At 58.1% G+C, this 25,055-nt stretch carries 24 protein-coding genes; all 24 read left to right on the top strand.

The window, feature by feature from the left end; genetic code table 11:
- Nucleotides 1-20: 20 nt before the first annotated feature.
- Nucleotides 21-959, top strand: coding sequence for a serine hydrolase (locus HMPREF2943_RS07680; protein ID WP_246817296.1), 939 nt, complete (start codon nt 21-23; stop codon nt 957-959).
- 249 nt (nt 960-1,208) lie between these two features.
- Complete coding sequence (infC, locus tag HMPREF2943_RS07675) at nt 1,209-1,730, top strand: translation initiation factor IF-3 (protein ID WP_080550383.1); 522 nt, start codon at nt 1,209-1,211, stop codon at nt 1,728-1,730.
- Between the two features lie 36 nt (nt 1,731-1,766).
- On the top strand, nt 1,767-1,961 hold the full coding sequence (gene rpmI, locus HMPREF2943_RS07670; RefSeq protein ID WP_039675593.1) for a 50S ribosomal protein L35: 195 nt from the start codon (nt 1,767-1,769) through the stop codon (nt 1,959-1,961).
- Nucleotides 1,962-2,017: 56 nt separating this feature from the next.
- Complete coding sequence (rplT, locus tag HMPREF2943_RS07665; RefSeq protein WP_005323264.1) at nt 2,018-2,401, top strand: 50S ribosomal protein L20; 384 nt, start codon at nt 2,018-2,020, stop codon at nt 2,399-2,401.
- A gap of 212 nt (nt 2,402-2,613) precedes the next feature.
- Entirely contained in the window at nt 2,614-3,066 is a 453-nt protein-coding gene (locus HMPREF2943_RS07660) for an NINE protein (protein WP_070711263.1), read from the top strand.
- 115 nt (nt 3,067-3,181) lie between these two features.
- Nucleotides 3,182-3,982 (top strand): TrmH family RNA methyltransferase, encoded by an 801-nt coding sequence (locus HMPREF2943_RS07655; protein ID WP_070711329.1) that lies wholly within the window; start codon nt 3,182-3,184, stop codon nt 3,980-3,982.
- Nucleotides 3,983-4,078: 96 nt separating this feature from the next.
- Nucleotides 4,079-5,125, top strand: a complete 1,047-nt coding sequence (pheS, locus tag HMPREF2943_RS07650) for a phenylalanine--tRNA ligase subunit alpha (RefSeq protein WP_070446907.1) — start codon at nt 4,079-4,081, stop codon at nt 5,123-5,125.
- A 29-nt stretch (nt 5,126-5,154) separates the two neighbouring features.
- Complete coding sequence (gene pheT / locus HMPREF2943_RS07645; RefSeq protein WP_070711262.1) at nt 5,155-7,668, top strand: phenylalanine--tRNA ligase subunit beta; 2,514 nt, start codon at nt 5,155-5,157, stop codon at nt 7,666-7,668.
- Nucleotides 7,669-7,841: 173 nt separating this feature from the next.
- The gene (locus HMPREF2943_RS07640) at nt 7,842-8,294 is read left to right on the top strand and encodes a hypothetical protein (protein WP_070711261.1); all 453 of its coding nucleotides are present in this window, start codon (nt 7,842-7,844) and stop codon (nt 8,292-8,294) included.
- Between the two features lie 144 nt (nt 8,295-8,438).
- A complete protein-coding gene (argC, locus tag HMPREF2943_RS07635) occupies nt 8,439-9,482 on the top strand; it encodes an N-acetyl-gamma-glutamyl-phosphate reductase (RefSeq protein WP_070711260.1) in 1,044 nt (347 codons plus the stop codon).
- Nucleotides 9,483-9,564: 82 nt separating this feature from the next.
- Nucleotides 9,565-10,722, top strand: a complete 1,158-nt coding sequence (argJ, locus tag HMPREF2943_RS07630) for a bifunctional glutamate N-acetyltransferase/amino-acid acetyltransferase ArgJ (RefSeq protein ID WP_070711259.1) — start codon at nt 9,565-9,567, stop codon at nt 10,720-10,722.
- Between the two features lie 18 nt (nt 10,723-10,740).
- Nucleotides 10,741-11,676 (top strand): acetylglutamate kinase, encoded by a 936-nt coding sequence (argB, locus tag HMPREF2943_RS07625; protein WP_070446917.1) that lies wholly within the window; start codon nt 10,741-10,743, stop codon nt 11,674-11,676.
- A complete protein-coding gene (locus tag HMPREF2943_RS07620; RefSeq protein WP_070446919.1) occupies nt 11,673-12,851 on the top strand; it encodes an acetylornithine transaminase in 1,179 nt (392 codons plus the stop codon). The genes argB and HMPREF2943_RS07620 overlap by 4 nt, the downstream gene beginning before the upstream one ends.
- Entirely contained in the window at nt 12,848-13,765 is a 918-nt protein-coding gene (gene argF, locus HMPREF2943_RS07615; RefSeq protein WP_070446921.1) for an ornithine carbamoyltransferase, read from the top strand. The genes HMPREF2943_RS07620 and argF overlap by 4 nt, the downstream gene beginning before the upstream one ends.
- A gap of 4 nt (nt 13,766-13,769) precedes the next feature.
- Nucleotides 13,770-14,255: an arginine repressor gene (locus HMPREF2943_RS07610; RefSeq protein ID WP_070446922.1), complete on the top strand. Its 486-nt coding sequence runs from the start codon at nt 13,770-13,772 to the stop codon at nt 14,253-14,255.
- A gap of 75 nt (nt 14,256-14,330) precedes the next feature.
- Nucleotides 14,331-15,545, top strand: a complete 1,215-nt coding sequence (locus HMPREF2943_RS07605) for an argininosuccinate synthase (RefSeq protein WP_070446924.1) — start codon at nt 14,331-14,333, stop codon at nt 15,543-15,545.
- 32 nt (nt 15,546-15,577) lie between these two features.
- Entirely contained in the window at nt 15,578-17,002 is a 1,425-nt protein-coding gene (gene argH / locus HMPREF2943_RS07600; RefSeq protein WP_070711258.1) for an argininosuccinate lyase, read from the top strand.
- A 213-nt stretch (nt 17,003-17,215) separates the two neighbouring features.
- Nucleotides 17,216-18,733, top strand: a complete 1,518-nt coding sequence (locus HMPREF2943_RS07595; RefSeq protein WP_070711257.1) for an amino acid permease — start codon at nt 17,216-17,218, stop codon at nt 18,731-18,733.
- A gap of 26 nt (nt 18,734-18,759) precedes the next feature.
- Entirely contained in the window at nt 18,760-19,797 is a 1,038-nt protein-coding gene (locus HMPREF2943_RS07590) for an ornithine cyclodeaminase (RefSeq protein WP_070711256.1), read from the top strand.
- A gap of 97 nt (nt 19,798-19,894) precedes the next feature.
- Nucleotides 19,895-21,022, top strand: coding sequence for a hypothetical protein (locus HMPREF2943_RS07585; RefSeq protein WP_070711255.1), 1,128 nt, complete (start codon nt 19,895-19,897; stop codon nt 21,020-21,022).
- Between the two features lie 38 nt (nt 21,023-21,060).
- Entirely contained in the window at nt 21,061-22,626 is a 1,566-nt protein-coding gene (locus HMPREF2943_RS07580) for a vWA domain-containing protein (RefSeq protein ID WP_070711254.1), read from the top strand.
- A gap of 35 nt (nt 22,627-22,661) precedes the next feature.
- The gene (locus HMPREF2943_RS07575; RefSeq protein ID WP_070711253.1) at nt 22,662-23,255 is read left to right on the top strand and encodes a hypothetical protein; all 594 of its coding nucleotides are present in this window, start codon (nt 22,662-22,664) and stop codon (nt 23,253-23,255) included.
- Nucleotides 23,256-23,266: 11 nt separating this feature from the next.
- Nucleotides 23,267-23,446 (top strand): Trm112 family protein, encoded by a 180-nt coding sequence (locus HMPREF2943_RS07570; RefSeq protein WP_010190039.1) that lies wholly within the window; start codon nt 23,267-23,269, stop codon nt 23,444-23,446.
- A gap of 37 nt (nt 23,447-23,483) precedes the next feature.
- The gene (gene tyrS / locus HMPREF2943_RS07565) at nt 23,484-24,743 is read left to right on the top strand and encodes a tyrosine--tRNA ligase (RefSeq protein WP_070711252.1); all 1,260 of its coding nucleotides are present in this window, start codon (nt 23,484-23,486) and stop codon (nt 24,741-24,743) included.
- Nucleotides 24,744-25,055 lie beyond the last annotated feature (312 nt).

The raw sequence follows: 25,055 nt of genomic DNA, 5'->3' as shown, positions 1-25,055 counted from the left end.
TGGGGCAGAAGAACACACCCATGGCTGCTTTAGCTCTTTGCCTCGCCGTGGCAACAACCTTAACTGGCTGTTCGAGCCCTGAACAGAACATCAAGCATCCATCTACTGAAGAAGCAGGTGAGGGTGATACGCCGAATTTCGACGTGTCCTCGCAGCTGCGCGCCGTTATCGCCGACGTAGAAAGCGAGTTTGACGTTCGTGCCGGTGTGTCCGTGGCGGATAAAAAGAAGACGTTCAACGCTGGCCTCAAGGGCCATGAACCTGCATGGTCGACCGTGAAGGTTCCCATCGCCATTGCCGCTCTGCGTGATGGAGCTAGCCTCGAGCTCGTGGACCTCGCAATTAAAGAATCTGATAATGATGCAGCCTATGCACTGTGGTCCCACGTCCAATGGACCGAGGGGGATGCCGGCAGCGCGGTGAAATCCCTGTTGAAAGAGTATGACTCAACCGGTGAATTTGCCGAACCCTTTGGCTATTCCACGTGGTCGCTCGAAGAACAAGCGAAGTTCGGCGCGCACTTGCCGTGCATACCAGAAGCTGAGCAAGTGTATGACGCGATGGATGACATCGTGGAGTGGCAAGACAATGGGCTTGATAAGCTGCCGGACACCCGCGCCAAAGGTGGCTGGGGATTATCTGAAACTGATAACGGATATACTCACCGTCAAATTGGAGTTCGAGAAACTGCAGGCGGCGGAACTGCGGAGAATAGCGCGGTGGGTCTGGCCATTGAGGTCACTATGCCTGGGGAGTATGCCGATGAAGCGATACCCGCCCTCGACATGCTAGCCGCCGGAGTTGACCGAGTGGTCTCTGAGGCGCTGAAAGCCAGAGCACTAACGCCGTTGGAAGGTTGCGCGCAACCCGGTGCGCCATCAGCGGTGGTAGGGACGTCGTCAACCGCTACAAGAGAGGTATCGACAAACACGTCGGCACGCCGATTTGGCTCACGATGATCGCGGTGATAGAGTAGTGCGCACTACCGCCCGTAGCGCCTCCTCCAGGAGGTACTTGGGCCGCAAGCGGAGTTTCTCCCACCCGATGCCGCGCAGGATGAATTGTCCAGTGCAGGATAAAGGTTAAGAGTAGGCGCCATTTATGGCGCGTGCTTGAAAAGAAACTCCCGGATGTCTATGGCACCGGGATTTATTCGTTTGTGGTCACGGTAGGCACACTACTAGCCCCCACAATCGAGGAGAACCACAATCAGCGCTGAAGCTCGCATTAATGAGCGCATCCGAGTACCCGAGGTCCGTCTTGTTGGCCCCGGTGGTGAACAGGTGGGCATCGTTCGTACAGACGATGCTCGCAAGCTCGCGTACGAAGCAGACCTTGACTTGGTCGAGGTCGCCCCGAACGCGAAGCCGCCCGTAGCCAAGATCATGGATTACGGCAAGTTTAAGTACGAGCAGGCCCAGAAGGCCCGCGAGTCCCGTAAGAATCAGCAGCAAACCGTGGTGAAGGAACAGAAGTTCCGTCCGAAGATTGATGATCACGATTACGAGACCAAAAAGGGCAACGTGGTGCGCTTCCTGGAGAAGGGTTCCAAGGTAAAGGTAACCATCATGTTCCGTGGTCGCGAGCAGTCGCGCCCGGAGCTCGGTTTCCGTCTGCTGGAGCGTTTGGCTGATGACGTCGCAGAGGTTGGCGTCGTGGAGTCGCGCCCCAAGCAGGATGGTCGCAACATGACCATGGTTCTTGGGCCCGTCCGCAAAGGCAAGAAGTAGACCACGCTCCACTTAGGATTTAAGGATTTAATTCTCATGAAGCAGAAGACTCACAAGGGCACCGCCAAGCGCATCAAGGTGACCGGCTCCGGCAAGCTGCGTCGCGAGCAGGCCAACCGCCGCCACCTCCTGGAGGGCAAGCCTTCCAAGCGCACCCGTCGCCTGAAGGGCACCGAGGACGTTGCCAAGGCAGACACCAAGCGCATCAAGCGCCTTCTCGGCCGCGCATAGTCAGCGCCGAAACACTCCATTTCCACACACCACAATCAAGATAAGGAAGTATTACTGTGGCACGAGTAAAGCGCTCAGTTAACGCCAAGAAGAAGCGTCGCGCGATCCTGAAGTCCGCTAAGGGCTACCGCGGCCAGCGCTCCCGTCTTTACCGCAAGGCCAAGGAACAGTGGCTGCACTCCATGACTTACGCTTACCGCGACCGTCGCGCCCGTAAGTCTGAGTTCCGCAAGCTGTGGATCCAGCGCATCAACGCTGCTGCTCGTATGAACGACATCACCTACAACCGCCTCATCCACGGCCTGCGACTGGCTGAGATTGAGGTTGACCGCAAGATCCTGGCTGAGCTTGCTGTTAATGACTTCGAGGCTTTCTCCGCTCTGTGCGAGGCCGCCAAGGCTGCACTGCCGGAGGACGTTAACGCTCCGAAGGCTGCTTAAGCTTTCACTAGCCTGCCCACGCCCACTGCTTCCCACAACAAGGAAACGGTGGGCGTTTGGCGTTCCAAGCTTCAATTATGGGAACAGGAGCCAATGGGGAATAGGCCCCAGTGAGGTGAAGAAAAAGGGGACATGGCGTGTGCTTTGTGTTACCTTAATCAAGTTCCCACGTTCTCTTCCTGTGTTTACAGGCTTAAAAAGGAGTCTTTCTCATGACCAACCCCAACGGCGGTTTCCAGCAGAACAACCCGAATGCTTCGGGCAATAACCCTCAGTACTCCAATCCGTTCGACTCCAACGGAAGTCAGTACCAGGGCGGCAACTACGGCCAGAACCTGCCGGCCCAGCAGGGCGGGTACCAAGGTCAAGGCCAGTATTACTCTCAGCAGGCCCCGGTCAACGCGCCGCAGAAGTCCTGGCTGGTTGCCCTTTTGCTGGCTTTCTTCCTCGGTGGCTTCGGCGCTCATAACTTTTACGTTGGCCGCACGGGTCGCGCCATCGGCCAGGTATCCCTCTGTGTCTTTAGCGTCTTAACGTCGTGGCTGGGTATTGGTGCAATCTCGGCGGGGATCCTCTGGATCTGGGTGATTATTGAGTTCATCATGATCATCGCCGGTGCAGGCGGTTATGACCGAGACTCCAACGGCATCCCGCTGAAGAAGTAGTCTTTTGCACATATTTTCTAGCCCACCTCTCTCAAGCTTGGAAGAGGTGGGCTAGCTGCATTGTGCTGCCCATGCGATCCGTGAGCTCGCAGGAGGCCTCGGTAGGGTGGAGGCTATGAAACTGGACTTTGAGAATGCCTTCACCGAGCGCACGCCGCGCATAGTCAATGCCGCAAAATTGCATCGTGCCGCTAGCCGTCGGAAGGCAGAGCGTTTCCTTATTGAGGGTGAAAATGCTGTCGACGCAGCGGTGTCCACAGGCGCAGCCACGGACGTTTTCATAACGGAAAAGGCCGCCGAACGCTTTGCACATATTGTGCAAACCTGCGGCTATATGGACGTCTATGTTCATCCCATCTCCGACAAGGCAGCCAAGCACCTCTCCGATACGGCCACGAGCACAGGCCTCTTTGCTGTGTGCCGTCCTGTCCTGTGGACTGCAGGTAAAATCCTGGCGGGCAAGCCGCGTTTGGTCTCAGTCCCAGTGCTTACTTCCGAGCCGGGCAATGCAGGTACCTTGATCAGGACTTCGGATGCCATGGGCGCCGATGGCGTCATCTTCGCGGGTGAGACGGTCGACCCCTTGGGCTGTAAAGTCGCGCGTGCATCAGCTGGCTCACTCTTCCATATTCCCGTGGCTCGTGATCCCAATATCAAAGATGTCTTGGGTAAGTTGCGCTCCTCCGGCATGCAGGTGCTGGCAACGGCCGCTGACGGCGAGGTGGACCTCGCGGATGCGGACCTTTCCCAACCCACCGCATGGCTGTTTGGAAACGAAGCGCATGGACTAGGAGAACTGTTGGATGAAGCCGATATGCGCGTGCGCATTCCAATTCTGGGCCGTGCAGAGTCTCTGAACCTTGCCACGGCTGCCAGCATCTGCCTGTACGAATCTGCCAAGCAGCAGAACCGCTAGTCTCTCCTTGGGCTGGGGCTGGTGGCCACAGAAGTCGGGGAGCACGGTAAGATAGCTCGCGTTAGTTTTTGTGCGAGAAGAAGGTAATCAAGGCACGTGTCCGACACACCTCAGATCGAATTGACCGAAGAGGCCCTCGAGGCCGCCGCGCAGAAGGCCATTGCCGCCTTCGAGGCTGCATCCGACCTCGACGAGCTCACTTCCGCCCGCCGTGAGCACCTTGGTGATGGCGGCTATATCCCGCAGGCCCGCCAGTCGCTGGGGCAGTTGCCAAAGGATCAGCGCAAGGATGCTGGGCGTGCGGTAAACATCGCGCGCGGCAAGATGGAGAAGCGCTTTGCACAAATTCGTGAAGTGCTCGAGCAGGAGGCTCGCGCCGCGCAGCTCAAGGCGGAGAAAGTCGACGTCACCGTCCCAACTACCCGGGCGCAGACCGGTGCACTACACCCAATTACTGCGCTGTCGGAGCGCATTGCGGACATCTTCGTGGGCATGGGTTGGGAAATCGCCGACGGCCCAGAGGTCGAGGCTGAGTACTTCAACTTCGATGCTCTGAACTTCAAGCCCGATCATCCGGCACGTACGTTGCAGGACACCTTCCATGTGGGTAAGGAGGGCTCGAAGCAGGTTCTCCGTACTCACACGTCGCCGGTGCAGGTGCGTACGATGCTCGAGCGTGATGTACCGCTCTACATCGCTTGCCCAGGCCGAGTTTTCCGTACCGACGAGCTCGACGCGACCCACACGCCAGTCTTCCACCAGGTGGAAGGCCTTGCCGTGGATAAGGGACTGACCATGGCCCACTTGCGCGGCACTCTGGAGCACCTGGCCAAAGTTCTCTTCGGTCCGGAGACCACCACTCGCATGCGCGTGAATTACTTCCCGTTCACCGAGCCTTCTGCTGAAGTCGATGTGTGGTTCCCGAACAAGAAGGGCGGCGCCGGCTGGATCGAGTGGGGTGGCTGCGGCATGGTTAACCCCAACGTTTTGCGTGCGGTCGGCATCGATCCGGAGGAGTACACCGGCTTCGCCTTCGGCATGGGCCTTGAACGCACCCTGCAGTTCCGCAATGGTCTCACCGACATGCGCGACATGGTGGAAGGCGATGTCCGCTTTACCTTGCCATTCGGCGTGCAGGCATAGGAACCCAGAGAAAGGATAGAAAGAAAACAATGCTTATTTCCCAAGACTGGGTTACCCGCCTCCTCGGCACCGCAAACTCTGGCTGGAACGTATCCGCCGAAGAGCTAGACTCCGGTTTTGTCCGCGTCGGATTCGAAACCGAGGGCTATGAGGCTCTTCCGGAGACCACGGGCCCGCTCGTTATTGGCCAAGTCGTGGAGATTGAGGAGCTCACCCAGTTCAAGAAGCCAATCCGCTACTGCCAGGTGAATGTAGGCAAGGCCAATGGCACCGGCGAACTCCAGGGCATTATCTGCGGCGCGCGTAACTTCCGCCTCAATGACTATGTCGTGGTTTCCCTTCCGGGTGCTGAGCTGCCGGGAGGCTTCAAGATTGCTGCCCGTGAGACCTATGATCACATCTCAAACGGAATGATGTGCTCCGCGGCTGAACTGGGCTTTGGTGCGAAGGCTGATGGCATCATCGTGCTGGGAGAGGAAGTCGCCGACAAGGTCGGTGAGGACGCTCGCCCCCTCATTGGGCTGTCCGATACCGTCTTCGACGTCAACATCACCCCAGACCGCGGCTATGCTTTGTCGGCACGTGGCCTGACGCGGGAGATTGCCTCCGCTTTCGACCTCGCCTTCCCCGACGTGGCGCAGGATCCGAACGTTGCTGGAGTCGATACCTCTGCTGTACCGGCGCCGAAGGGCGAGCTGATCGCCGTCGATCTGCGCGAAGAAACCAAGGCCCAGCGCTTTGGTCTGCGCAAGGTTAGCGGCATTGATCCCGCTGCCCGCACACCCTTCTGGATGGAGCGCGAGCTCATGCTGTCCGGCCAGCGCAGCGTCAATCTGGCGACCGACATCACCAACTACGTTATGCTGCTCCTCGGAGCACCGATGCACGCCTTCGACGCCAACGTCGTGAACGGCGACCTCGTTGTGCGCAATGCTAGCGAGGGGGAGACATTCGAGACCCTCGATCACGTCAAGCGTGAGCTTTCGGCGGGCGACGTCGTCATTTGCGATGACAACGGCATCCAGTCCCTCGCTGGTGTCATGGGAGGCACCACCTCCGAGATTTCTGATGAGACCACTGATATCTACTTTGAGTCGGCCATTTGGGATCCGATTACCGTGGCCCGCACGTCGCGCCGCCACAAGCTGTCCTCGGAAGCCTCCCGCCGTTTCGAGCGTGGCGTCGACCCGGCCATCGTAGAGGCTGCTCTCGACGTTGCGTGTGCGCTGCTGCAGCAGATTGCTGGCGGCACCATCGAGACTGGCAGGACGCTCGTGGGAGACGTCGCCAAGCGCGAGCCCATCACACTGCGCGCCGCCAAGCCGAGCGAATACGCCGGCGTTGAGTACTCCCGCGAGACCGTGGTGAAGCGCCTTATTGAGGTGGGCTGCGAGGTCTCTGGCGAAGAAGAAATGTCCGTCGTCCCCGCGTCTTGGCGCACCGACATCGACATGGATGTGGATCTCATCGAGGAGATCCTGCGTCTGGAGGGCCTCGAAGATATTCCGACAATTCTGCCTACCCCGGTGGGAGGTCATGGCCTTACTCCGGCCCAGAAGCGTCGCCGTGCAATCGGACACGGCTTGGCTTATGCAGGCTATGCCGAGGTTCTGCCTTCGCCGTTCATTGCCAACGACACCTTCGACACCTGGGGTCTGGATAAGGAAGACCCGCGCCGCCGCACTGTTGCCGTGCAGAATCCTCTCGAATCGGATAAGGCCATTCTGTCCACGACGTTGCTTCCGAATCTCCTTGAAGCCATCGCCCGCAACGTGGCTCGTGGCCGAAGTGACCTCGCCCTCTTCGGTCTCCAACAGGTGGCATTCAAGCGTGCTGATGCGTCCCCGATGCCGTCGGTGGAGACGCGCCCGGAGGACTCCGTGGTGAGCGAGCTTTTGGAGTCGCTGCCGCTACAGCCGCTGCACGTGGCCACGGTCGCTACCGGCAACATTGAGCACGAGGGTCCGTGGGGCTCTGGTCGTGCTTATAGCTACGCAGATGCCATTGAGTCCGCGCGCCAGGTTGCCCGCGCCGCCGGTGTTGACATCACTGTCAAGGCGGCCGAGCAGCTCCCGTGGCATCCGGGCCGCTGTGCCGCCTTGGTCCTCGCTGCAGACGAGGAAACCGTCGTGGGCTATGCCGGCGAGCTGCATCCGCAGGTACTGGAGGCCCTTGAGCTTCCAGCCCGCACGTGCGCCATGGAGCTCGATGTCACTGCGCTGCCGTTGGAGGAGAAGTTCCCAGCACCGGTCCTCTCCTCCTTCCCGGCCTTGCACCAAGACATCGCACTGGTGGTGGATGAGGATACCCCGGCAGAGGCAGTGCGCCGAGTGGTTGAGGAAGGCGCCGGCGAGCTCTTGGAATCTGTGGAGCTCTTCGATGTCTTCCGTGGTGAGCAGCTCGGTGAAGGTAAGAAGTCCCTTGCCTTCCAGCTCTTGTTCCGCGCAGATGACCGCACGCTGACTGATGAAGAAGCTAACGAGCACCGACTCGCTGCCGCAGACCTAGCCAAGCAGCGTCTTGGTGCGGAGATGCGCGCTTAGCGTTTACTGGCACCTTTGGTTCCTTAACCCGGCTCACGCACCATGTGAGCCGGGTTTTCTTATGCTGCAAGGAGTGAAGGGGTGGGGACAGGTCCCCTGGAACTGGATGTAGTGTGGCTTGGCTCATAACCTCAAGGGGGCAGCGTTTCCACACCGAAAGGATTGTTCACACCATGCGTTTGATTTCTCGTCTTATAGCTACCGCCGCGGTCGTCGGCGCACTGACCATCGCCCCACATGCTTCCGCTGACTTGTCCCAGGGTTTCTCCAATGCTGATGGCACCGTCAACTGCGAAGCGGCGAATATTGAAGGAACTTACGTCGCTTGTCTGTCCAATGGCGCACGTGCCACTAGTCCGGAATGCAACCCGCCGGGGCAGTTGGCACCACGCTTCTTCTACCATGCGGGCCGCTCCAAGGCTGATTGTTTCAACCAGGGGCTCACGACTTCCAACTTCAAGCGCTTGCAGCCTGGCCAAGTTCACCAATTCAATGAGGTCACCGCCATCGCGGACGCCCAAGGTGGTATCCACTTCGTTGGCCCACAGGGTTACCTGGGCTACGCAGGAAAGAAGGCCGTGTCAGGCGCCGAAGGCCTCGGACAGGTTTCCTCCCGCGTCATGTAGGCTTCGCTCCTATCCCTACTGCAAGGCTCGGATTTTCGCAGGACACTGCGGAGATCCGAGCCTTTTTCTCTGCGGAATGAAGAAAGTGCTTCCAATTTGATTGAATAACATACGGCGGACTGCATTATTTGCTACTGTGGCTGCATGACTATTTCAGTAGCTATCGCCGGAGCCACGGGTTATGCAGGAAGCGAGATTCTGCGCCTCTTGCTGTCGCACCCAGCGTACCTTTCAGGTGACCTGCACATCGGCGCGCTGACGGGGCACTCCAATGCCGGTCAGCGAGCCTCCGAACTCATGCCGCACCTGCCGCAGTTGGCAAATCGCGTCATCGAGGACACCACTCCGGAAATTTTAGCGGGCCATGACATCGTTTTCCTCGGCTTGCCGCATGGGCATTCCGCGGAGATTGGTCGTCAGCTGGGGGAGTCCGTCACTGTCATTGATTGCGCCGCCGATTTCCGCCTCCGCAACAAGGAAGATTGGGATGCATTTTATGGCGGGGAGTATGCCGGTTCATGGCCTTATGGAATTCCTGAAGTTCCCGGCAACCGGGACAAGCTTAAAGGCAGCAACCGTGTGGCGGTCCCTGGGTGTTTCCCCACCACGATTACACTCGGCGCTCTGCCTGCCGTGGCGAAAGGGCTGGTTGAACCGGATCTGTCCGTTATTGCGATTACCGGTGTTTCCGGAGCGGGAAAGAAGGCCTCCGTGGCCCAGCTAGGCGCGGAAACAATGGGCAATCTCAAGGCTTATAAGCCGGGCGGTACTCATCGACACACTCCGGAAGTCCTGCAAAACTTACAGCCCTTTACGCAGAATTCGGTTTCGGTGAGCTTTACTCCGGTGCTCGCGCCTTTGCCGCGTGGCATCCTGGCGACGATTACGGCGCCGCTGCAGGGGGATGCTGACAAGCGCAGCGTTGTTCAAGCTTTCCGCGAGTTCTATGCGGAAGAGCCGTTCTGCCTGGTTCTGCCGGAAGGTCAGCAGCCGGAAACACAGAACGTAGTGGGGACCAACATGGTCCACATCCAGGCTCACGTGGACGAACGCGCTCAGCGTCTGGTGATAACCGCAGCTCTAGACAACTTGTGCAAGGGCACCGCCGGTGCAGCTGTCCAATGCATGAACCTGACCTTGGGCTGGGAGGAAACCCTGGGTTTGCCGCAGGCAGCCGTCGCACCTTAGATGTCCGAATGCTTACGCGCATTCATACTGCTAGTCAATCTCGCTGGAACTTGAATTCCACTAAGACAAGGAGAAAATAGAAATGATCACCGCACCCGCAGGGTTTCTCGCAGGGGCAACGAAGGCTGGGATTAAGCCCTCGGGAAAGCCTGATATGGCACTCGTGGTTAACCAGGGCCCGAATTTCGACGCAGCGGCGGTGTTCACCCGCAACCGCGTGGTGGCCGCACCCGTGAAGCTTTCCCGTGAGGCAGTAGCCGATGGCACACTTCAAGCAGTTATTTATAACTCTGGCAACGCTAACGCCTGCAACGGCGAGCAGGGAGACAAGGATGCCGCGGCGATGGTTGCCGCTGTCTCCGAACACACGGGCATTCCTGTAGCCAACGTTGCTGCGTGCTCGACGGGCCTCATCGGAGAGCCACTGCCCATGGAGCAGGCCCTAGCAGGCATCGGGGTGGTTGCCGGGAATTTGGGTGCAGATAAGGCTCACGGTCAAGCTGCGGCAGAGGCCATCATGACCACCGATACCGTAATTAAGGAAGCAGTCGTCGAGTCCGACGGCTGGAGCATGGGCGCGATGGGCAAAGGCGTGGGTATGATGGCTCCCTCGCTGGCCACCATGCTGGTATGCGTGACCACGGATGCCGTGGCCTCCCCGCAAGCATTGCACTCGGCCCTGCAGGCCGCCAGTGATCAGACCTTCAACACGCTCGATGTGGACGGTTCGACGTCAACGAACGACACCGTCATCATCCTGTCCTCTGGTGCTTCTGGTGTAGAACCGAGCCAGGAGGGGTTGGATGCAGCGGTCCTGGCCGTGTGCTCCGATATCGCGGATCAGCTCCAGGCAGACGCTGAGGGCGTGACCAAGCGCGTAAAGATCACCGTGGAGGGAACGAGCACCAATGAGCAGGCGCTGAACGCTGCGCGGACGTTAGGGCGCGACAACCTCTTCAAGTGCGCGATGTTCGGCTCGGATCCCAACTGGGGCCGCGTGCTCGCCGCAGTGGGCGTGGCGGATGCCGATATGGACCCGGAGAATATTTCCGTGTTCTTCAATGACCAGGCCGTATGCGTTAAGTCCACTGGTGCGCCCGGCGCGCGCAATGTTGACCTTTCTGGCGCCGACATTGACGTGCGCGTGGACCTCGGAACCGGAGGAAGCGGTACTGCCTTCGTGCGTACCACCGACTTGTCCCATGACTACGTGGAGATCAACTCCGCGTATAGCTCTTAGTTCTCACGGGGAGGAAGAATGCTTCAGGGATTAAGCAATGCTGACCGCGCCACGGTGCTCGCGGAAGCTTTGCCGTGGCTGCAGCACTACCGCGACAAGATCGTCGTCGTCAAGTACGGCGGTAACGCGATGGTGGATGACTCGCTCAAGGCTGCCTTCGCCGCCGACATGGTTTTCCTGCGCACCGTGGGCGCTAAGCCCGTCGTGGTGCATGGTGGCGGACCGCAGATCAATGAGATGTTAGGCAAGCTGGGCATTGAAGGGGAATTCAAAGGTGGCTTCCGGGTGACCACCCCGGAAATCATGGACGTGGTCCGCATGGTTCTCTTCGGCCAAGTGGGGCGCGGGTTGGTCAATCTCATCAACTCCCATGGTCCCTATGCTGTGGGAACTTCCGGTGAGGATGCTGGGTTGTTTAAAGCCCGCAAGCGGCTCGTTGACGTCGACGGTGAGCCCACCGATATTGGCATGGTGGGGGACATTGTCAGCGTCGAACCTTCTGCTGTCATGGACATCATCGAGGCCGGGCGCATCCCGGTGGTGTCCACCATCGCTCCCGGAAATGACGGCGAGGTCTACAACATTAACGCGGATATCGCTGCCGGCGCGCTGGCACGAGCCCTAGGTGCCGAACGCCTGGTTATCCTCACCAATGTGGAGGGTCTGTATACCGATTGGCCCAACCGCGAATCCCTGGTATCGAAAATTGAGGTTGACAAGCTCAGGGCACTGCTCCCCGGCTTGGATTCGGGCATGATTCCGAAGATGGAGTCCTGCCTCATGGCCGTCGAGGGTGGTGTGAGCGCCGCCCATGTCATCGACGGGCGTATTGCTCACGCCGTGTTGCTGGAGCTGCTCACTACGGGCGGCATCGGCACGATGGTGCTGCCCACTGATTACAACCGTGAGGACTACCCAGAAGGCACGATCTTTAGGAAGGACGATAACAAGTGACTGCGCAGACCACACTGACGCAACGGTGGGGACAGGTGCTGAGCAACACCTATGGCACCCCACCCGTGGCCATCGTATCTGGCAAGGGAGCCACGGTTACTGATGAAGACGGTAAAGAATACATTGATATGCTCGCCGGCATTGCAGTGAATTCGCTGGGCTATGCCCACCCGGCCATCGTTGAAGCGGTGAGCACTCAGGTGGCGACCGTGGGGCATGTCTCCAACCTCTTCGCCAGCAAACCTGTCGTCGAGGCTGCCGGAAAGCTCCTGGAAAAGGTGGGGGACAGCGACGCCCGTGTCTTCTTCTCTAACTCCGGCGCGGAAGCCAATGAGGCTGCCTTTAAGCTGGCTCGCCTGACGGGGCGTCGCCGCATTCTCGCCGCGCATCATGGTTTCCACGGCCGGACGATGGGCTCTCTCGCTATGACGGGGCAACCTGCAAAGCGCAAGGCTTTCGAACCTTTCCCAGGCGGAGTGGAGTTCTACACCTACGGCGATATTGATTATTTGACCACGTTGGTGGAGCAAAACCCGGAGGATACCTCCGCCATCATCTTGGAGCCCATCCAAGGGGAGACCGGTGTGATTCCAGCGCCCGATGGATTCTTGAGCGCCGTGCGCGAGCTGTGCACCAAGCATGGGATCCTCATGATTGTCGATGAAGTCCAAACGGGTGTGGGGCGCACCGGCGATTTCTTTGCCTTCCAACATGAGAACGTCCTTCCGGATGTCATCACCATGGCCAAGGGCTTGGGCGCGGGTATGCCGATTGGTGCCACGATTGCCCGTGGTCAGGCTAAGGATCTCTTTACTCCGGGTTCGCACGGCACGACCTTCGGCGGAAATCCCGTCTCCTGTGCGGCGGCAGCGACGGTGCTGGAGCTTGTCGACGCCCCCTTCCTCGCCGACGTTAGCCGCAAGGGCGAGTGGCTACGCACCGAGCTAGCTCAATCTCCGGCTGTGCAGTCTGTCCGGGGCCGAGGGCTTATGCTAGGAGTTGTATTAAATAAGTCGGTGGCTAAGGACGTTGTGGCTGCGGGCCTGCAACACGGTCTTATTCTCAACGCCCCAAGTAGCGAGGTCGTGCGCCTGACCCCGCCGCTAGTGATTACCGATGAAGAACTCGCGCAGGCTGTGGAGCGCCTGCATAAGGTACTGGAGGATTTTGGATGAGCGTGCGCCATTTCTTGGCCGATGATGACCTCACACCGCAGGAGCAAGCGGAGGTCCTTGATCTCGCGCTGAGGTTAAAGAAGGACCCTTTTGCCGAGCGTCCTTTGGAGGGGCCGAAGTCAGTCGCGGTTCTTTTTGACAAGACCTCGACGCGCACGCGCTTCTCCTTCGAGGCAGGAATCGCTCACCTAGGCGGCCACGCCATCGTCACGGAGACTAAGTCCACGCAGATGGGGAAGGGCGAGACTTACCAAGACACCGCAGCCGTGCTCTCCCGTTTTGTCGAGGCTATTGTCTGGCGCACCTATGCACACCAGAATTTGTTGGAGATGGCTGAAACTGCGACGGTCCCTATCGTCAACGCTCTGTCCGACGACCTACACCCCTGCCAGATCCTGGCGGATTTGGTGACCTGCCGCGAGAATTTCGGTGACCTTGCTGGCTGCAAGGCCGTCTACCTGGGTGATGGCAACAACAACATGGCTAACTCTTATATGTTGGGCTTTGCCACCGCGGGCATGGAGATGACGATCATTGCGCCGGAAGGTTTCCAGCCGCAGCCGGAATTTGTAGAACGTGCCCGCACGCGCGGCACGGTGACCGTGACTGATTCCCTTGATGCTGTCGGCGGCGCCGACGTTGTTATCACCGATACCTGGGTTTCCATGGGGCAGGAAGATGACGGCAAGGACCGTCGCACCCCGTTCCTGCCTTACCAGGTCACCCCAGAGGTCATGTCCCGTGCCAAGGAAGAGGCAATCTTCCTGCACTGTTTACCGGCCTATCGCGGCAACGAAGTGACCGCTGAGGTGATTGACGGACCACAGTCCCGTGTTTTCGACGAGGCGGAAAACCGCCTCCATGCGCAGAAGGCGCTGCTCGTGTGGCTTCTTGCAGCTCAGGAGGAGAACTAAGCGCATGACGACAACACCAACTACGCGCAATGCCCGCCAAGCAAAGATCTTGGAGATTCTTGACCGCACGCGGGTCACGAGCCAAGTCCAGCTCTCCGAGCTCTTGCTCGATGAGGGAATCGACATCACACAAGCCACCTTGTCGCGCGACCTCGATGAGCTGGGCGCCAAGAAAGTGAAACGCGATGGTGGCCGGTCCTTCTACGTGGTGGGCGGCGAGTTAGAGCAATTCGAAGACCAGCTCAACGGTCCGCGCGAGAAGCTGCGTCGCATGCTCGATGAACTCGTGGTCTCCCACGACTTCTCCGGCAACATCGCGATGCTTCGTACTCCCGCGGGCGCTGCCCAGTACCTAGCATCCTTCATTGATCGCGTGGGCCTGCCAGATGTGGTGGGTTGTATTGCTGGCGATGACACCATCTTTGTCCTTGCCCGTGAAGGACTAGGAGGCCGTGAGCTTGCAGAAAAGCTCACCAGCCGTACTATTTAACATTTATACGTAAGTCTGTATAATATAAATCAGTTCAATTTTTAGCACCTGTCTGTCTTAAAGGAGCAAACTACTATGACTGCACGCGTTGTGCTTGCCTACTCTGGCGGTCTGGATACTTCCGTCGCCATTCCCTACCTGGCCAAAATGACCGGCGGCGAGGTTATCGCTGTGTCCCTCGACCTTGGTCAGGGCGGCGAGGATATGGAATCTGTGCGCCAGCGTGCTCTCGACTGCGGTGCTGTCGAGTCCATCGTTGTCGACGCAAAGGATGAGTTCGCAGAAGAGTACTGCTTGCCCACCATCAAGGCGAACGGCATGTACATGAAGCAGTACCCGCTGGTGTCTGCTATCTCGCGCCCGCTCATCGTCAAGCACCTCGTAGAGGCCGCTCAGGCCCACGGTGGTACGCATGTTTCGCACGGCTGCACCGGCAAGGGTAACGACCAGGTGCGTTTCGAGGTTTCCTTCCGAGCATTGGATCCGGCACTGGAAATCATTGCGCCGGCGCGTGACTACGCCTGGACCCGCGATAAGGCGATTGCCTTCGCTGAGGAAATCGACCTTCCGATCGAGCAGTCCGCTGCGTCCCCGTTCTCGATTGACCAGAACGTGTGGGGCCGTGCGGTCGAGACCGGCTTCCTGGAAGATCTGTGGAACCCGCCGACAAAGGATCTCTACGCTTATACCGAGCAGCCGGACCTGGGCAATGCCCCGGACGAGGTGACCATCACCTTTGACAAGGGTGTGCCCACCGCTATCGATGGCAAGCCGGTTACCGTCCTTCAGGCCATCGAGGAGCTCAACCGCCGCGCCGGTGCACAGGGTATTGGCCGTCTCGATATGGTGGAGGACCGCCTGGTGGGCATCAAGTCCCGCGAGGTCTACGAGGCACCTGGCGCCATGGTTCTCATCAAGGCCCACGAGGCATTGGAAGATGTCACTGTGGAACGCGAGCTGGCCCGCTACAAGCGCCTCACGGACGCCCGCTGGTCCGAAGAGGTCTACGATGGCCTCTGGTTCTCGCCGCTGAAGCGCTCCCTGGATGCCTTCACCGAGTCCACCCAAGAGAATGTCACCGGCGATATCCGCATGGTTCTGCATGCCGGCACCGCCACTGTCAACGGCCGCCGCTCTGGTCAGTCTCTGTACTCCTTCGACCTGGCTACCTATGACACGGGCGATACCTTCGATCAGACTGCGGCCAAGGGCTTTGTTCAGCTGCACGGCCTGTCGACGCAGATCTCCAACCAGCGTGACCGCGACGGCGGTTTCCCCACCGGCAAGTAAGCAAGCTCCGCCAAGGTCAAGGTAAGGAAACGATGCACAAGACTAACGAGGGCGCGTTGTGGGGAGGCCGCTTTTCGGGCGGCCCATCCGAGGCGATGTTTGCCCTGTCCGTATCCACCCACTTCGACTGGGGCCTCGCCCCCTATGATGTGCTGGCCTCCAAGGCACACGCTAAGGTCCTGCACAAGGCCGGATTGCTGTCCGACGCCGACTTGGACACCATGCTCAACGGCCTCAGCGAACTAGGGGAGAAGGTTGCTTCTGGTGAATTCACCCCGCTACCGACGGACGAGGACGTCCACGGCGCGATGGAGCGCGGGCTCATCGACATTGTAGGCCCCGAGGTTGGTGGACGCCTGCGCGCCGGTCGTTCCCGCAACGACCAGGTAGCCACCCTGTTCCGGATGTGGATCCGCGATGCTATCCGCGATATCGCGCTCCAAGTCACCGACTTGGTGGACGCTCTGGCTGGTCAGGCCGAAGCTCATCCGGATGCGATTATGCCGGGCAAGACCCACTCCCAAGCGGCGCAGCCAGTTCTGCTAGCGCACGAGTTGCTCGCACACGCCCAGCCGTTGCTGCGTGATATCGAGCGCCTCCAGGATCTGGACAAGCGTTTGGCCGTGTCTCCTTATGGCTCGGGTGCACTCGCTGGTTCCTCGCTGCACTTGGACCCGGAGGCTATTGCCGAGGAGCTCGGTTTCGACTCCGCCGCAGAGAACTCGCTGGACGGTACGGCAGCGCGGGATTTCGCCTCTGAAACGGCCTTCGTCCTTACCCAGATTGCCGTGGATATGTCGCGCCTATCCGAAGAGATCATCTACTGGTGCACCCCGGAATATGGCTACGTCACCTTGGATGATGCTTGGTCCACTGGCTCGTCGATCATGCCGCAGAAGAAGAACCCGGACGTACCGGAGTTGACCCGTGGCAAGACCGGCCGGCTCATTGGCAACCTCACCGGCTTGCTGGCAACGCTTAAGGCGCAGCCCTTGGCCTATAACCGTGACCTGCAGGAGGATAAGGAACCTATCGTCGACTCAGTGGCGCAGCTGAACCTTTTGCTGCCGGCGATGACCGGATTGGTCGAAACCCTGACCTTCCACGAAGATCGCATGCGCGAGCTCGCCCCGCGCGGTTTCACCTTGGCCACTGATCTGGCCGAGTGGATGGTGCGCCAAGGCGTTCCTTTCCGCGAGGCTCATGAGGCTTCTGGTGCGTGCGTGCAGATTGCAGAGTCCCGCGGCGTTGACCTAGTGGATCTCACGGATGAGGAATTGGCGGGCGTCGACAAGCGCCTGCTCCCCGAGGTCCGCGAGGTGTTGACCATTGATGGGGCAGTGGCATCGCGCTCTACTAAGGGCGGCACCGCCGGTGTCCGCGTGGTGGAGCAGCGCGAAAAGGTTCGCGAGCGTGCTCGTGGCGCACGCGACTGGGCGCAGACTCCGCTGCGCTAAACGCGCCAGCTTCTCTAACCGCATGGTCCTTCTGGCCATGCGGTTCTTTTCTTATGTGGGGGTGACGCAGAGCGCTCTTTTCCACTGCGTATAGTTGTCGTGCATCACAGCGCGGGGGTAGGAGTGAGTTGCGTCTCATAAGGTTCCTATAACGTTTCCTTAGGGAATGCGAAGCTCCATCGCGTTCCGGATTCGGAAAGGACTATCTCCCTTATGACTGAAACACTTCGGCCGCCCAACGCGGAGTCTCATGAGAAAGAGAAGGCGGTCTATGCTTCGGAAGACCACGGCCTCCAGAAGGGGATGAGCAACCGTCAGCTGCAGATGATTGCCATCGGCTCTGCCATCGGTACTGGGTTGCTGCTCGGCACCGGCGGGCGCCTCCAAACGGCGGGACCCTTCCTGGCCGTCTTGTACTTGGTGTGTGGATTCTTCGGCTACATCATTTTGCGCTCGCTCGGTGAACTCATCGTGTACCGCCCGAGCTCAGGTTCTTTCGTCTCCTACGCGCGTGAGTTTTATGGCGAAAAGACTGCCTTCGTGACCGGTTGGCTCTACTGGGGAAATTGGGCGGCGACGTTGGTGGCAGATGGCACCGCAGTGGCCATCTACATCAAGTGGTTTGGGCAATATACCACGTGGCTTGACGCCGTCCCGCAATGGTTGCTCGCTCTCGGTGTGGTGTGCAGCATCCTGCTGTTCAACATGCTCTCAGTGAAGATCTTTGGCGAGCTGGAGTATTGGTTCTCCATGATCAAGATCGTTGCGCTGATCATTTTTATGGTGGTGGCGATTGGTGTGGTTATTTTAGGCCATCCGAATGGTGATCCGACTGGGTTTAGCCTCATTGCTGATGCCGGCGGTTGGCTGCCGAATGGTCTGCTTCCTGCGGTTATCGTCATTCAAGGCGTGGTCTTCGCCTACGCCGGCATCGAGCTGGTGGGCACCACCTCCGGCGAGACCAAGGACGTCGAGAAGCATATTCCGCGTGCGGTCAACAGCGTGTTGTTCCGCATCGTGGTCTTCTACTTCGGCAGCGTCCTGCTGCTGACCTTGGTGCTGCCGTATACGACCTACGTGGCGGAGGTTTCGCCCTTTGTGACCTTCTTTGAGACCCTCGGGGCAGGCTATGCGGCGCCCATCTTCCAGCTGGTGGTTATCACTGCAGCTATTTCCTCTCTGAACGCCGGGCTATATTCCACGGGCCGCATCATGTACAACATGTCCACCGCTGGATCCGGCCCTAAATTCGGTGCCCGCATGTCTAAATCCGGCGTTCCCTATGGCGGCATCGTGATGGCTGCCTTCGTCGGCCTCGCCGGTGTGTTTCTCAACTATGTCGTGCCGGAGATGGCTTTTGAAATCGTGTTGAACCTCGCGGCGCTCGGAACATTGGCGTCGTGGGCGGCAGTAGCCATGTCACACATTAAATTTGTGCAGCTGGCCAAGAAGGGTCGCTATACCCGCCCGACATACCGCTCACCATTCGGACAAGCCGGTGACTGGTCGGTGTTGGCTTTCATCGCCGTGGTCATCCTTCTCATGGCCTTCGATTACCCAATCGGAACTTTTGCCTTGGCTTCGACGCTGCTGCTCATTCCGGTATTCGCAGCCATGTGGTTTGCCTGGCGTGAGCGCATTTATGCCATCGCGGCGGAGAGGAAGGCCAAGCACCTGCCCACATCGCGCTTCCCGGCTGCGCCGCAGACGGACCTTCACCCTAAGAACTAAGACAAGAATCAAGAGCGGAGAAAGAGATGAATCACGCAGTCAAGTTTGTTGATGTAGAAAACATGGCACGCTGGATACAGCGCGAGGGAGTAGAAAACATCATCACCGGTATGGTGGATTACCTTGAAGCGGACTATCGCGAATGGGAGCGCTTCGACAAAATCGCCCGAGTTGCCTCCCACACCCCGTTTGGCGTCATCGAACTTATGCCCACTTCCAACGGTAAGGAGTATTCCTTTAAGTACGTCAACGGTCACCCCTCCAATCCCGCGCGCGGATTCCAAACGGTTACGGCCTTCGGCGTGCTTGCCGACGTCGACAATGGCTACCCCACCTTCGAAGCAGAGATGACTCTGCTCACAGCGCTGCGCACGGCCGCTACCTCGGCCATGGTTGCCAAACACCTGGCCCGGCAGGATTCGAAAAGGATGGCCATGGTCGGGGCTGGTTCCCAGTCGGAATTTCAAGCACTGGCCTTCCGCGGAGTCATGGGGATTGATGACATAGCCATCTACGACATTGACCCACAGGCGGTAGAAAAGTTTAGGCGCAATCTTGAGCCGCTGGGCTTTAGTATCACTGCCTGCACGAGTGTCGATGAGGTGGTGCAGGGCGCGGATATCATCACCACCTGCACGGCGGATAAAGCGCAGAACCAGATTCTGGCTGAGCGCCATGTTCTCCCGGGCGTGCATCTCAACGCTGTGGGCGGTGATTGTCCCGGCAAGACGGAGCTGGAAAGCTCGATTTTGGACAAGTCAAAAGTCTTTGTTGAGTTTCCCGAGCAAACCCGCATTGAGGGCGAGATTCAGCAGAAGCCGGAGGATTTCCCAGTCGTCGAGTTTTATCAGGTACTGACAGGCCAGGCCACGGGCCGCGATAGCGAGGAGCAGATTACGCTTTTTGATGACGTCGGATTCGCTATTAGTGATTTCTCTGCTCTGCGTTATCTACGCGATTCTGTTCGGGGCACCGACCTAGAGTCCGAGATTGATATCATTGCTAACCCTGAGGACCCGAAGGACCTCTACTCTTTGGTAGCGAACGTTCCTTCTCTTCTTTAAAGAACTGGGTGAGGCAGGACAGCGGGCTCCCGCTTTACCCCCCTCACCCCCTTCCTTTACCCAGCAATGAGAAGAAGATCACTTTATGATTTAGATCATGAGCAGCACATCGTCGACGAAGCGTACTAAATCCTTCGTATTCGCCGCAGTGTTCATCGCCCTCGCCGTGGCCTCCCTCGTGGTGGGGCGTGGCGGAGATTCCCTGCCGAAGTTCAACTTTTTCAAGGACACGACCCTTGTCACGGGCGCAATTAGTCCAGAACTGGAAGCTACCTTTAAAGACCCGGCCCTGCTCGAGGCTTTAGAGAAACACAACATCGAGCTCGACCTCGATGTTGTGCCGGCTCGTGACTTCGTTGAGCACAGCAGCAGCGTGGACAAGGATTATGACTTCATTTTGACGGACCCCAATGGCGCTGCGTGGGTGTCTGACCTACGCAATACCAACCCGGAGTTGGCGGAACTGGATGAAGGTTCTCCGATGGTATTTGGCAATCAGTTGTTGGTGCTGGTGCATAGCGAGCTTGTAGAGGACATGAAGAACCACGACTTGGTCACGGAATCCGACAACCTAGCTTCGTTGAACGTAGAGACCTTGGTGGACATGTCCCAGGAAAACACTCGCTGGCGTGACATTAGCCCAACCTTCGGCTCGCCGCGTGTCGTGGATGTTGCAGTGCCCCAGGTAAGCCAGTCTTTTGCCGCATTGCGCTACGCCCGTGTCCTACGCACCGTTGGGGCGGATTACGCGGAGAAGAAGCTAGGACGCGATGACAAGGCGAAGATTGATGCGGAAGCTGATGACATCATGCGGGGTCTCGTAGCGGAACAAGGCTACAGCGAGACCACCGACCAGGGAATTCTCGATGCTTTTCTTCGGGTAGATAAGGGGGAGATGCCCATGGTCTTGGCAACTACCGATCAGTACGTGCGCCTGCTCCACGAGGGTGAGGACCTGTCCCGCTATACGTCCTTAGCCCTGAACCCACCGACGACGTTGACCAGCATCGTCATTCCTCGCACTGAGGAGGGAGCGCTGTTTGCTAAAGCAATGAATGAGGACGGCATCCCTGCGGTGATGGAGAGGCTCGAGCTCAGCACAGAGGCCTCCGGCTTCAGCTCGAAATTTGATCCATCCAGCGATCACAGTATCCCCGTGGATGGCGGAGAATATAGTCAGCTGCGGTGGGCTGATTTTGAGGAAATTCTGCAGGCAGTCGGTTAAGGCTCCGCAGTAACAAGCATCAGGAAGGTTGTGAGGGAATGTTTCGGTCACTAAGAGTACTGCTCATCCTAGTGGGCACCATGGCGCTGACGGCCTGTTCGATGGGTGATCTGTTGGATGACTCTCAGAAACCCGGCGCTGGGAATTCATTCAGCGGGGGTCTCAGAATCGTGGCGGCAACGGAGCTCGAACCTCTGGAGCCCGTGCTTGCCGAAGCCTCCCAAGACCTCGGCTTCGACATCACCATGACCACCGAGGACGGAACGCTGGCGAATTCTCGCACACTTAAGCAAGGTGGTTTCGAGGGGACCTATGACGCGACGTGGTTTGCCACCAATCGCTATGCGCGCATTATTGGTGCAGATGGCCAGCTGGGAAGAGAACACAGCGTGGCACGTTCCCCGATAGCTCTCGGCGTGCAGTCCGCTGTGGCACAAGAGCAAGGCTGGACCGGCAAGCAGCCGACGTGGCAAGAAATCGCCGACTCCGAAATAACTTTTGGCATGACGGATCCCTCTACCTCAAATTCGGGTTTCTCCGCGCTATCGGCAGCAACGACTGCTTTTGCGGACACAGGACGCGCCCTCACGGAAAAGGACATCAGGCAATCCACTGGCAAAGTGCAGAAGCTCTTTGGCAACCAAACCCTGACATCAGGTTCCTCTGGCTGGTTAGCGGACCGCTTCCGCGAACACCCGGAGCAAGCCGATGCAATCTTTAACTATGAATCTGTGCTTTACCAGCTCAAAGATGAGGGAGTAGACATAGAGGTGGTCATCCCCTCCGATGGAGTGATTTCGGCTGACTATCCGTTGTCTTCCTTGGTGAGCTCTTCAGACAAAGACGCAGAAGCAAAAGTACAGGCGCTTGCTGGGTGGTTTGCGGAGCATCCAGACAAGCTCACAGACTTTCATTTGCGGGTAGATAATTCTGACTTGCCCGGCACTGTTTTTGAGCTGCCCTACCCAGCAAACGAGCAAACCGTTGATGCGCTGGAGGCTGCCTTTGCCCATGAACTGCGCAATCCTGGCAACACGGCTTTGGTCCTCGATACCTCCGGCTCCATGGAAGGCGAGCGTATGGATCTACTCAAGAGTAGTTTGCTCCCGCTTATCGACGGCTCAGCTGACGGCACCCCAGATGGCGAAGGCCAAGTTGCCTTCCGAAATCGCGAGCATATCAAGCTGATTCCGTATTCTTCAGAGCCCCAGCAGCCAACTCGTGCACGCGTGGATAAGGATCAGCCGGCAACCACCAAGGAGCTTGCAGACCGCGTGGAACGCCTCGTTGCGGATGGTGATACCGCGACCTTCGAGGCCGTCCTGAATGCTTTCGATGAAGTGGATACCAGTGGCGGCGATATTGGCACTGTCGTGCTCATGACCGACGGCGAAGTTACCCGTGGGCGCACATTTGCACAGTTCAAGGAAGCCTATGAGCAGCTGCCCGAGGACAAAAAAGAGATTCCGGTCTTTGTCATCTTGTATGGTGAAGCCAATATCCAAGAGATGGAAGAACTTGCTCAGCTCACTGGTGGCAAGACCTTTGATGCGCTCAACGGTGACCTCGCTGCCGCATTCGAAGAAATTCGTGCCTACCAGTAAACCAACTCCACCTTTCCCAGGAGGATCTGCCCTACATGAACGCCTTGAACTCGCGAAAAGTTGTTGTCGGCGTTGCGGTTACCGCGCTCGTCGTTGTCCTCCATGTGTTAAGTGGCGGCGGTTTGGGCTTCCTGTGGCCGGTCGTCGCAATCTGCACAGGTATGGCTGCTGGATTCGTGACGCCGCCACGGCAAGAGAAGGTTTTGGAGCCACCAAAGGCAGGGGAAGGCGAGCTTATCCATACCTTGGAGGAAGTCCGGTACACCTTTACAGCGCACAAGCTTCCTAGTCCTGTCCAACGTGCGTGGGATTCTTTCGATGAGTCAGCGGTGTGGGTGTTAGACAATTGGCACCGACTCGATGAGGCTCCGCACCAGCAAGCCCTCGTGCGCGACATGATTGAAGAACACTCCAAAGAACTGGTGAGGTCTTACCTCGATGTGACAGACCTGGAGGATCCGGTTGCTGTCGAGGAGATGAGTGAATCGCTCAGCATCCTGGGCCGCGAAATGGAGCAAATCAAGGAGGCGATTTCCCAGAACTCGGTCCGCAAGCTTCGCAATCATTCCATGGCGCTCAAGCTCGAATATGGTGGGACCCTTCCTTCTTTGGAATCTAGGGAAGTGTAGGCTTAGCGCTTATGAGTCTCGATTCGCAACTGCTTGACATCTTGGTGTGTCCGCAGGATAAAGGTCCGTTGAAGTATCTGGCCGAGGAACAGGTCTTGGTCAATGAACGTCTTGGCGTGGCCTATCCCATTGAGAACGACATCCCCGTCATGCTGGTGGACCACGCTACGCCGTGGCCGCGGCAGAACTAGATTTCAAAAGAACGAATCGATTTTCAAAGGAGCCTTCATGAATATCATTGATGAGCTGCAGTGGCGCGGCCTCATTAACCAGTCCACCGACCTCGACGCACTCCGTGAGGCCTGCGAAGAACCCATCACGTTGTACTGCGGTTTTGACCCGACAGGCGATTCGCTGCATGCCGGACACCTCGTACCGATGATTATGCTTCGCCGCTTCCAGAAGGCTGGTCACCATCCGATTGCCCTGGCAGGTGGCGCGACGGGCCAGATCGGTGACCCGCGCGATGTAGGGGAGCGCACCATGCTCTCGCAGGAGACCATCAACGACAATATGGTCGCCATTAAGAAGCAACTGCGTCAGTTCATTGATTTTGAGGGCGATAACGCCGCCACCATGGTCAACAATGCTGACTGGACTTCGAAAATGACCGTCATCGATTTCTTGCGTGATGTGGGAAAGAACTTTTCTCTCAACACCATGCTGGACCGTGACACCGTCAAGCGCCGTTTGGAGTCTGATGGCATCTCGTACACCGAGTTTTCCTACATGCTCTTGCAGTCCAATGACTATGTCCATCTGCACGACGAGTTTGATTGTGTTCTGCAAATCGGTGGTGGTGATCAGTGGGGCAATATCGTTTCGGGCGTCGATCTCAACCGACGCGTCAAGGGAGCCAAGGTGCACGGCCTGACGGTTCCGCTCGTGACGGATGCCCAGGGACAGAAGTTTGGTAAGTCCACTGGTGGCGGAAAGCTCTGGCTCGATCCGGAGAAGACATCGCCTTACTCCTGGTACCAGTACTTCCTCAACGCGGGTGACTCCGTGGTCATCGACTACTTGCGGTGGTTTACCTTCCTCAGCCAGGAAGAAATCGCTGAGTACGAGCAGAAGGTTGCCGAGGAGCCCTTCCGTCGTGAGGCACAGCGCCGCCTGGCGCAGGAAATGACCAATTTGGTCCACGGTGAGGAAGCCACGAAATCCGTTGAGCTTGCCGCACAGGCCTTGTTCGGTAAGGCGGAGCTTGCTGAATTGGACGAGCAGACACTGGTTGGTGTGCTGTCTGAGACCACTGTCGCTGACATTGCTGCTGATGAGCCACGCACGATTGTGGACCTGTTGGTTGCTTCTGGCCTTGCCGATTCCAAGGGCGCAGCTCGTCGAACCATCAAGGAGGGCGGTGCATATGTCAATAACCAGCGCATCGAGTCTGATGATTGGGAACCAGCCGCCGAGGACTTGCTGCACGGTGCGTGGCTTGTGCTTCGTCGTGGCAAGAAGAACTTTGCTGGTGCCAAGCTCAACTAGTTAGGCCCGCCACCGGAGATCCTGCAGTGGTTAATCCCGTCGCATAGTGCGGCGGGATTCGTCGTTTTCCGGTGAGATAGCGCTGTAAGGCCGCAAAAGGACCAAATATAGAAGTTGACCAGCGGATTTGGTGTTATATGGAGCTCTGCGTATATTTATCGAGGTCGCCGCGAGAAGCTGGTGACACGGAGATTAACTCCCAGTTGACAAGATTCAAACTTGTTGGCTAGAGTCTGAACTCCAGCCACTCAGAGCAGTGAATAAAAAGATTTAGTGCAAAGAGTGTGCGGATGATGTTTGAGAACTCAATAG

Origin of the sequence: Corynebacterium sp. HMSC072D12, from assembly GCF_001813925.1 — a bacterium.
Classification (GTDB): domain Bacteria; phylum Actinomycetota; class Actinomycetes; order Mycobacteriales; family Mycobacteriaceae; genus Corynebacterium; species Corynebacterium aurimucosum.
Note: the sequence above shows the minus strand (reverse complement) of the source record. Positions and strands in the feature narration are given on the sequence as shown.

Bases quoted from the DNA above. Each gene is read 5' to 3' on its own strand.
- HMPREF2943_RS07680 (WP_246817296.1), top strand. From the start codon at position 21: ATGGCTGCTTTAGCTCTTTGCCTCGCCGTGGCAACAACCTTAACTGGC.
- rpmI (WP_039675593.1), top strand. From the start codon at position 1,767: ATGAAGCAGAAGACTCACAAGGGCACCGCCAAGCGCATCAAGGTGACC.
- HMPREF2943_RS07660 (WP_070711263.1), top strand. From the start codon at position 2,614: ATGACCAACCCCAACGGCGGTTTCCAGCAGAACAACCCGAATGCTTCG.
- HMPREF2943_RS07655 (WP_070711329.1), top strand. From the start codon at position 3,182: ATGAAACTGGACTTTGAGAATGCCTTCACCGAGCGCACGCCGCGCATA.
- pheT (WP_070711262.1), top strand. From the start codon at position 5,155: ATGCTTATTTCCCAAGACTGGGTTACCCGCCTCCTCGGCACCGCAAAC.
- HMPREF2943_RS07640 (WP_070711261.1), top strand. From the start codon at position 7,842: ATGCGTTTGATTTCTCGTCTTATAGCTACCGCCGCGGTCGTCGGCGCA.
- argC (WP_070711260.1), top strand. From the start codon at position 8,439: ATGACTATTTCAGTAGCTATCGCCGGAGCCACGGGTTATGCAGGAAGC.
- argJ (WP_070711259.1), top strand. From the start codon at position 9,565: ATGATCACCGCACCCGCAGGGTTTCTCGCAGGGGCAACGAAGGCTGGG.
- argB (WP_070446917.1), top strand. From the start codon at position 10,741: ATGCTTCAGGGATTAAGCAATGCTGACCGCGCCACGGTGCTCGCGGAA.
- argF (WP_070446921.1), top strand. From the start codon at position 12,848: ATGAGCGTGCGCCATTTCTTGGCCGATGATGACCTCACACCGCAGGAG.
- HMPREF2943_RS07610 (WP_070446922.1), top strand. From the start codon at position 13,770: ATGACGACAACACCAACTACGCGCAATGCCCGCCAAGCAAAGATCTTG.
- HMPREF2943_RS07605 (WP_070446924.1), top strand. From the start codon at position 14,331: ATGACTGCACGCGTTGTGCTTGCCTACTCTGGCGGTCTGGATACTTCC.
- argH (WP_070711258.1), top strand. From the start codon at position 15,578: ATGCACAAGACTAACGAGGGCGCGTTGTGGGGAGGCCGCTTTTCGGGC.
- HMPREF2943_RS07595 (WP_070711257.1), top strand. From the start codon at position 17,216: ATGACTGAAACACTTCGGCCGCCCAACGCGGAGTCTCATGAGAAAGAG.
- HMPREF2943_RS07590 (WP_070711256.1), top strand. From the start codon at position 18,760: ATGAATCACGCAGTCAAGTTTGTTGATGTAGAAAACATGGCACGCTGG.
- HMPREF2943_RS07585 (WP_070711255.1), top strand. From the start codon at position 19,895: ATGAGCAGCACATCGTCGACGAAGCGTACTAAATCCTTCGTATTCGCC.
- HMPREF2943_RS07580 (WP_070711254.1), top strand. From the start codon at position 21,061: ATGTTTCGGTCACTAAGAGTACTGCTCATCCTAGTGGGCACCATGGCG.
- HMPREF2943_RS07575 (WP_070711253.1), top strand. From the start codon at position 22,662: ATGAACGCCTTGAACTCGCGAAAAGTTGTTGTCGGCGTTGCGGTTACC.
- HMPREF2943_RS07570 (WP_010190039.1), top strand. From the start codon at position 23,267: ATGAGTCTCGATTCGCAACTGCTTGACATCTTGGTGTGTCCGCAGGAT.
- tyrS (WP_070711252.1), top strand. From the start codon at position 23,484: ATGAATATCATTGATGAGCTGCAGTGGCGCGGCCTCATTAACCAGTCC.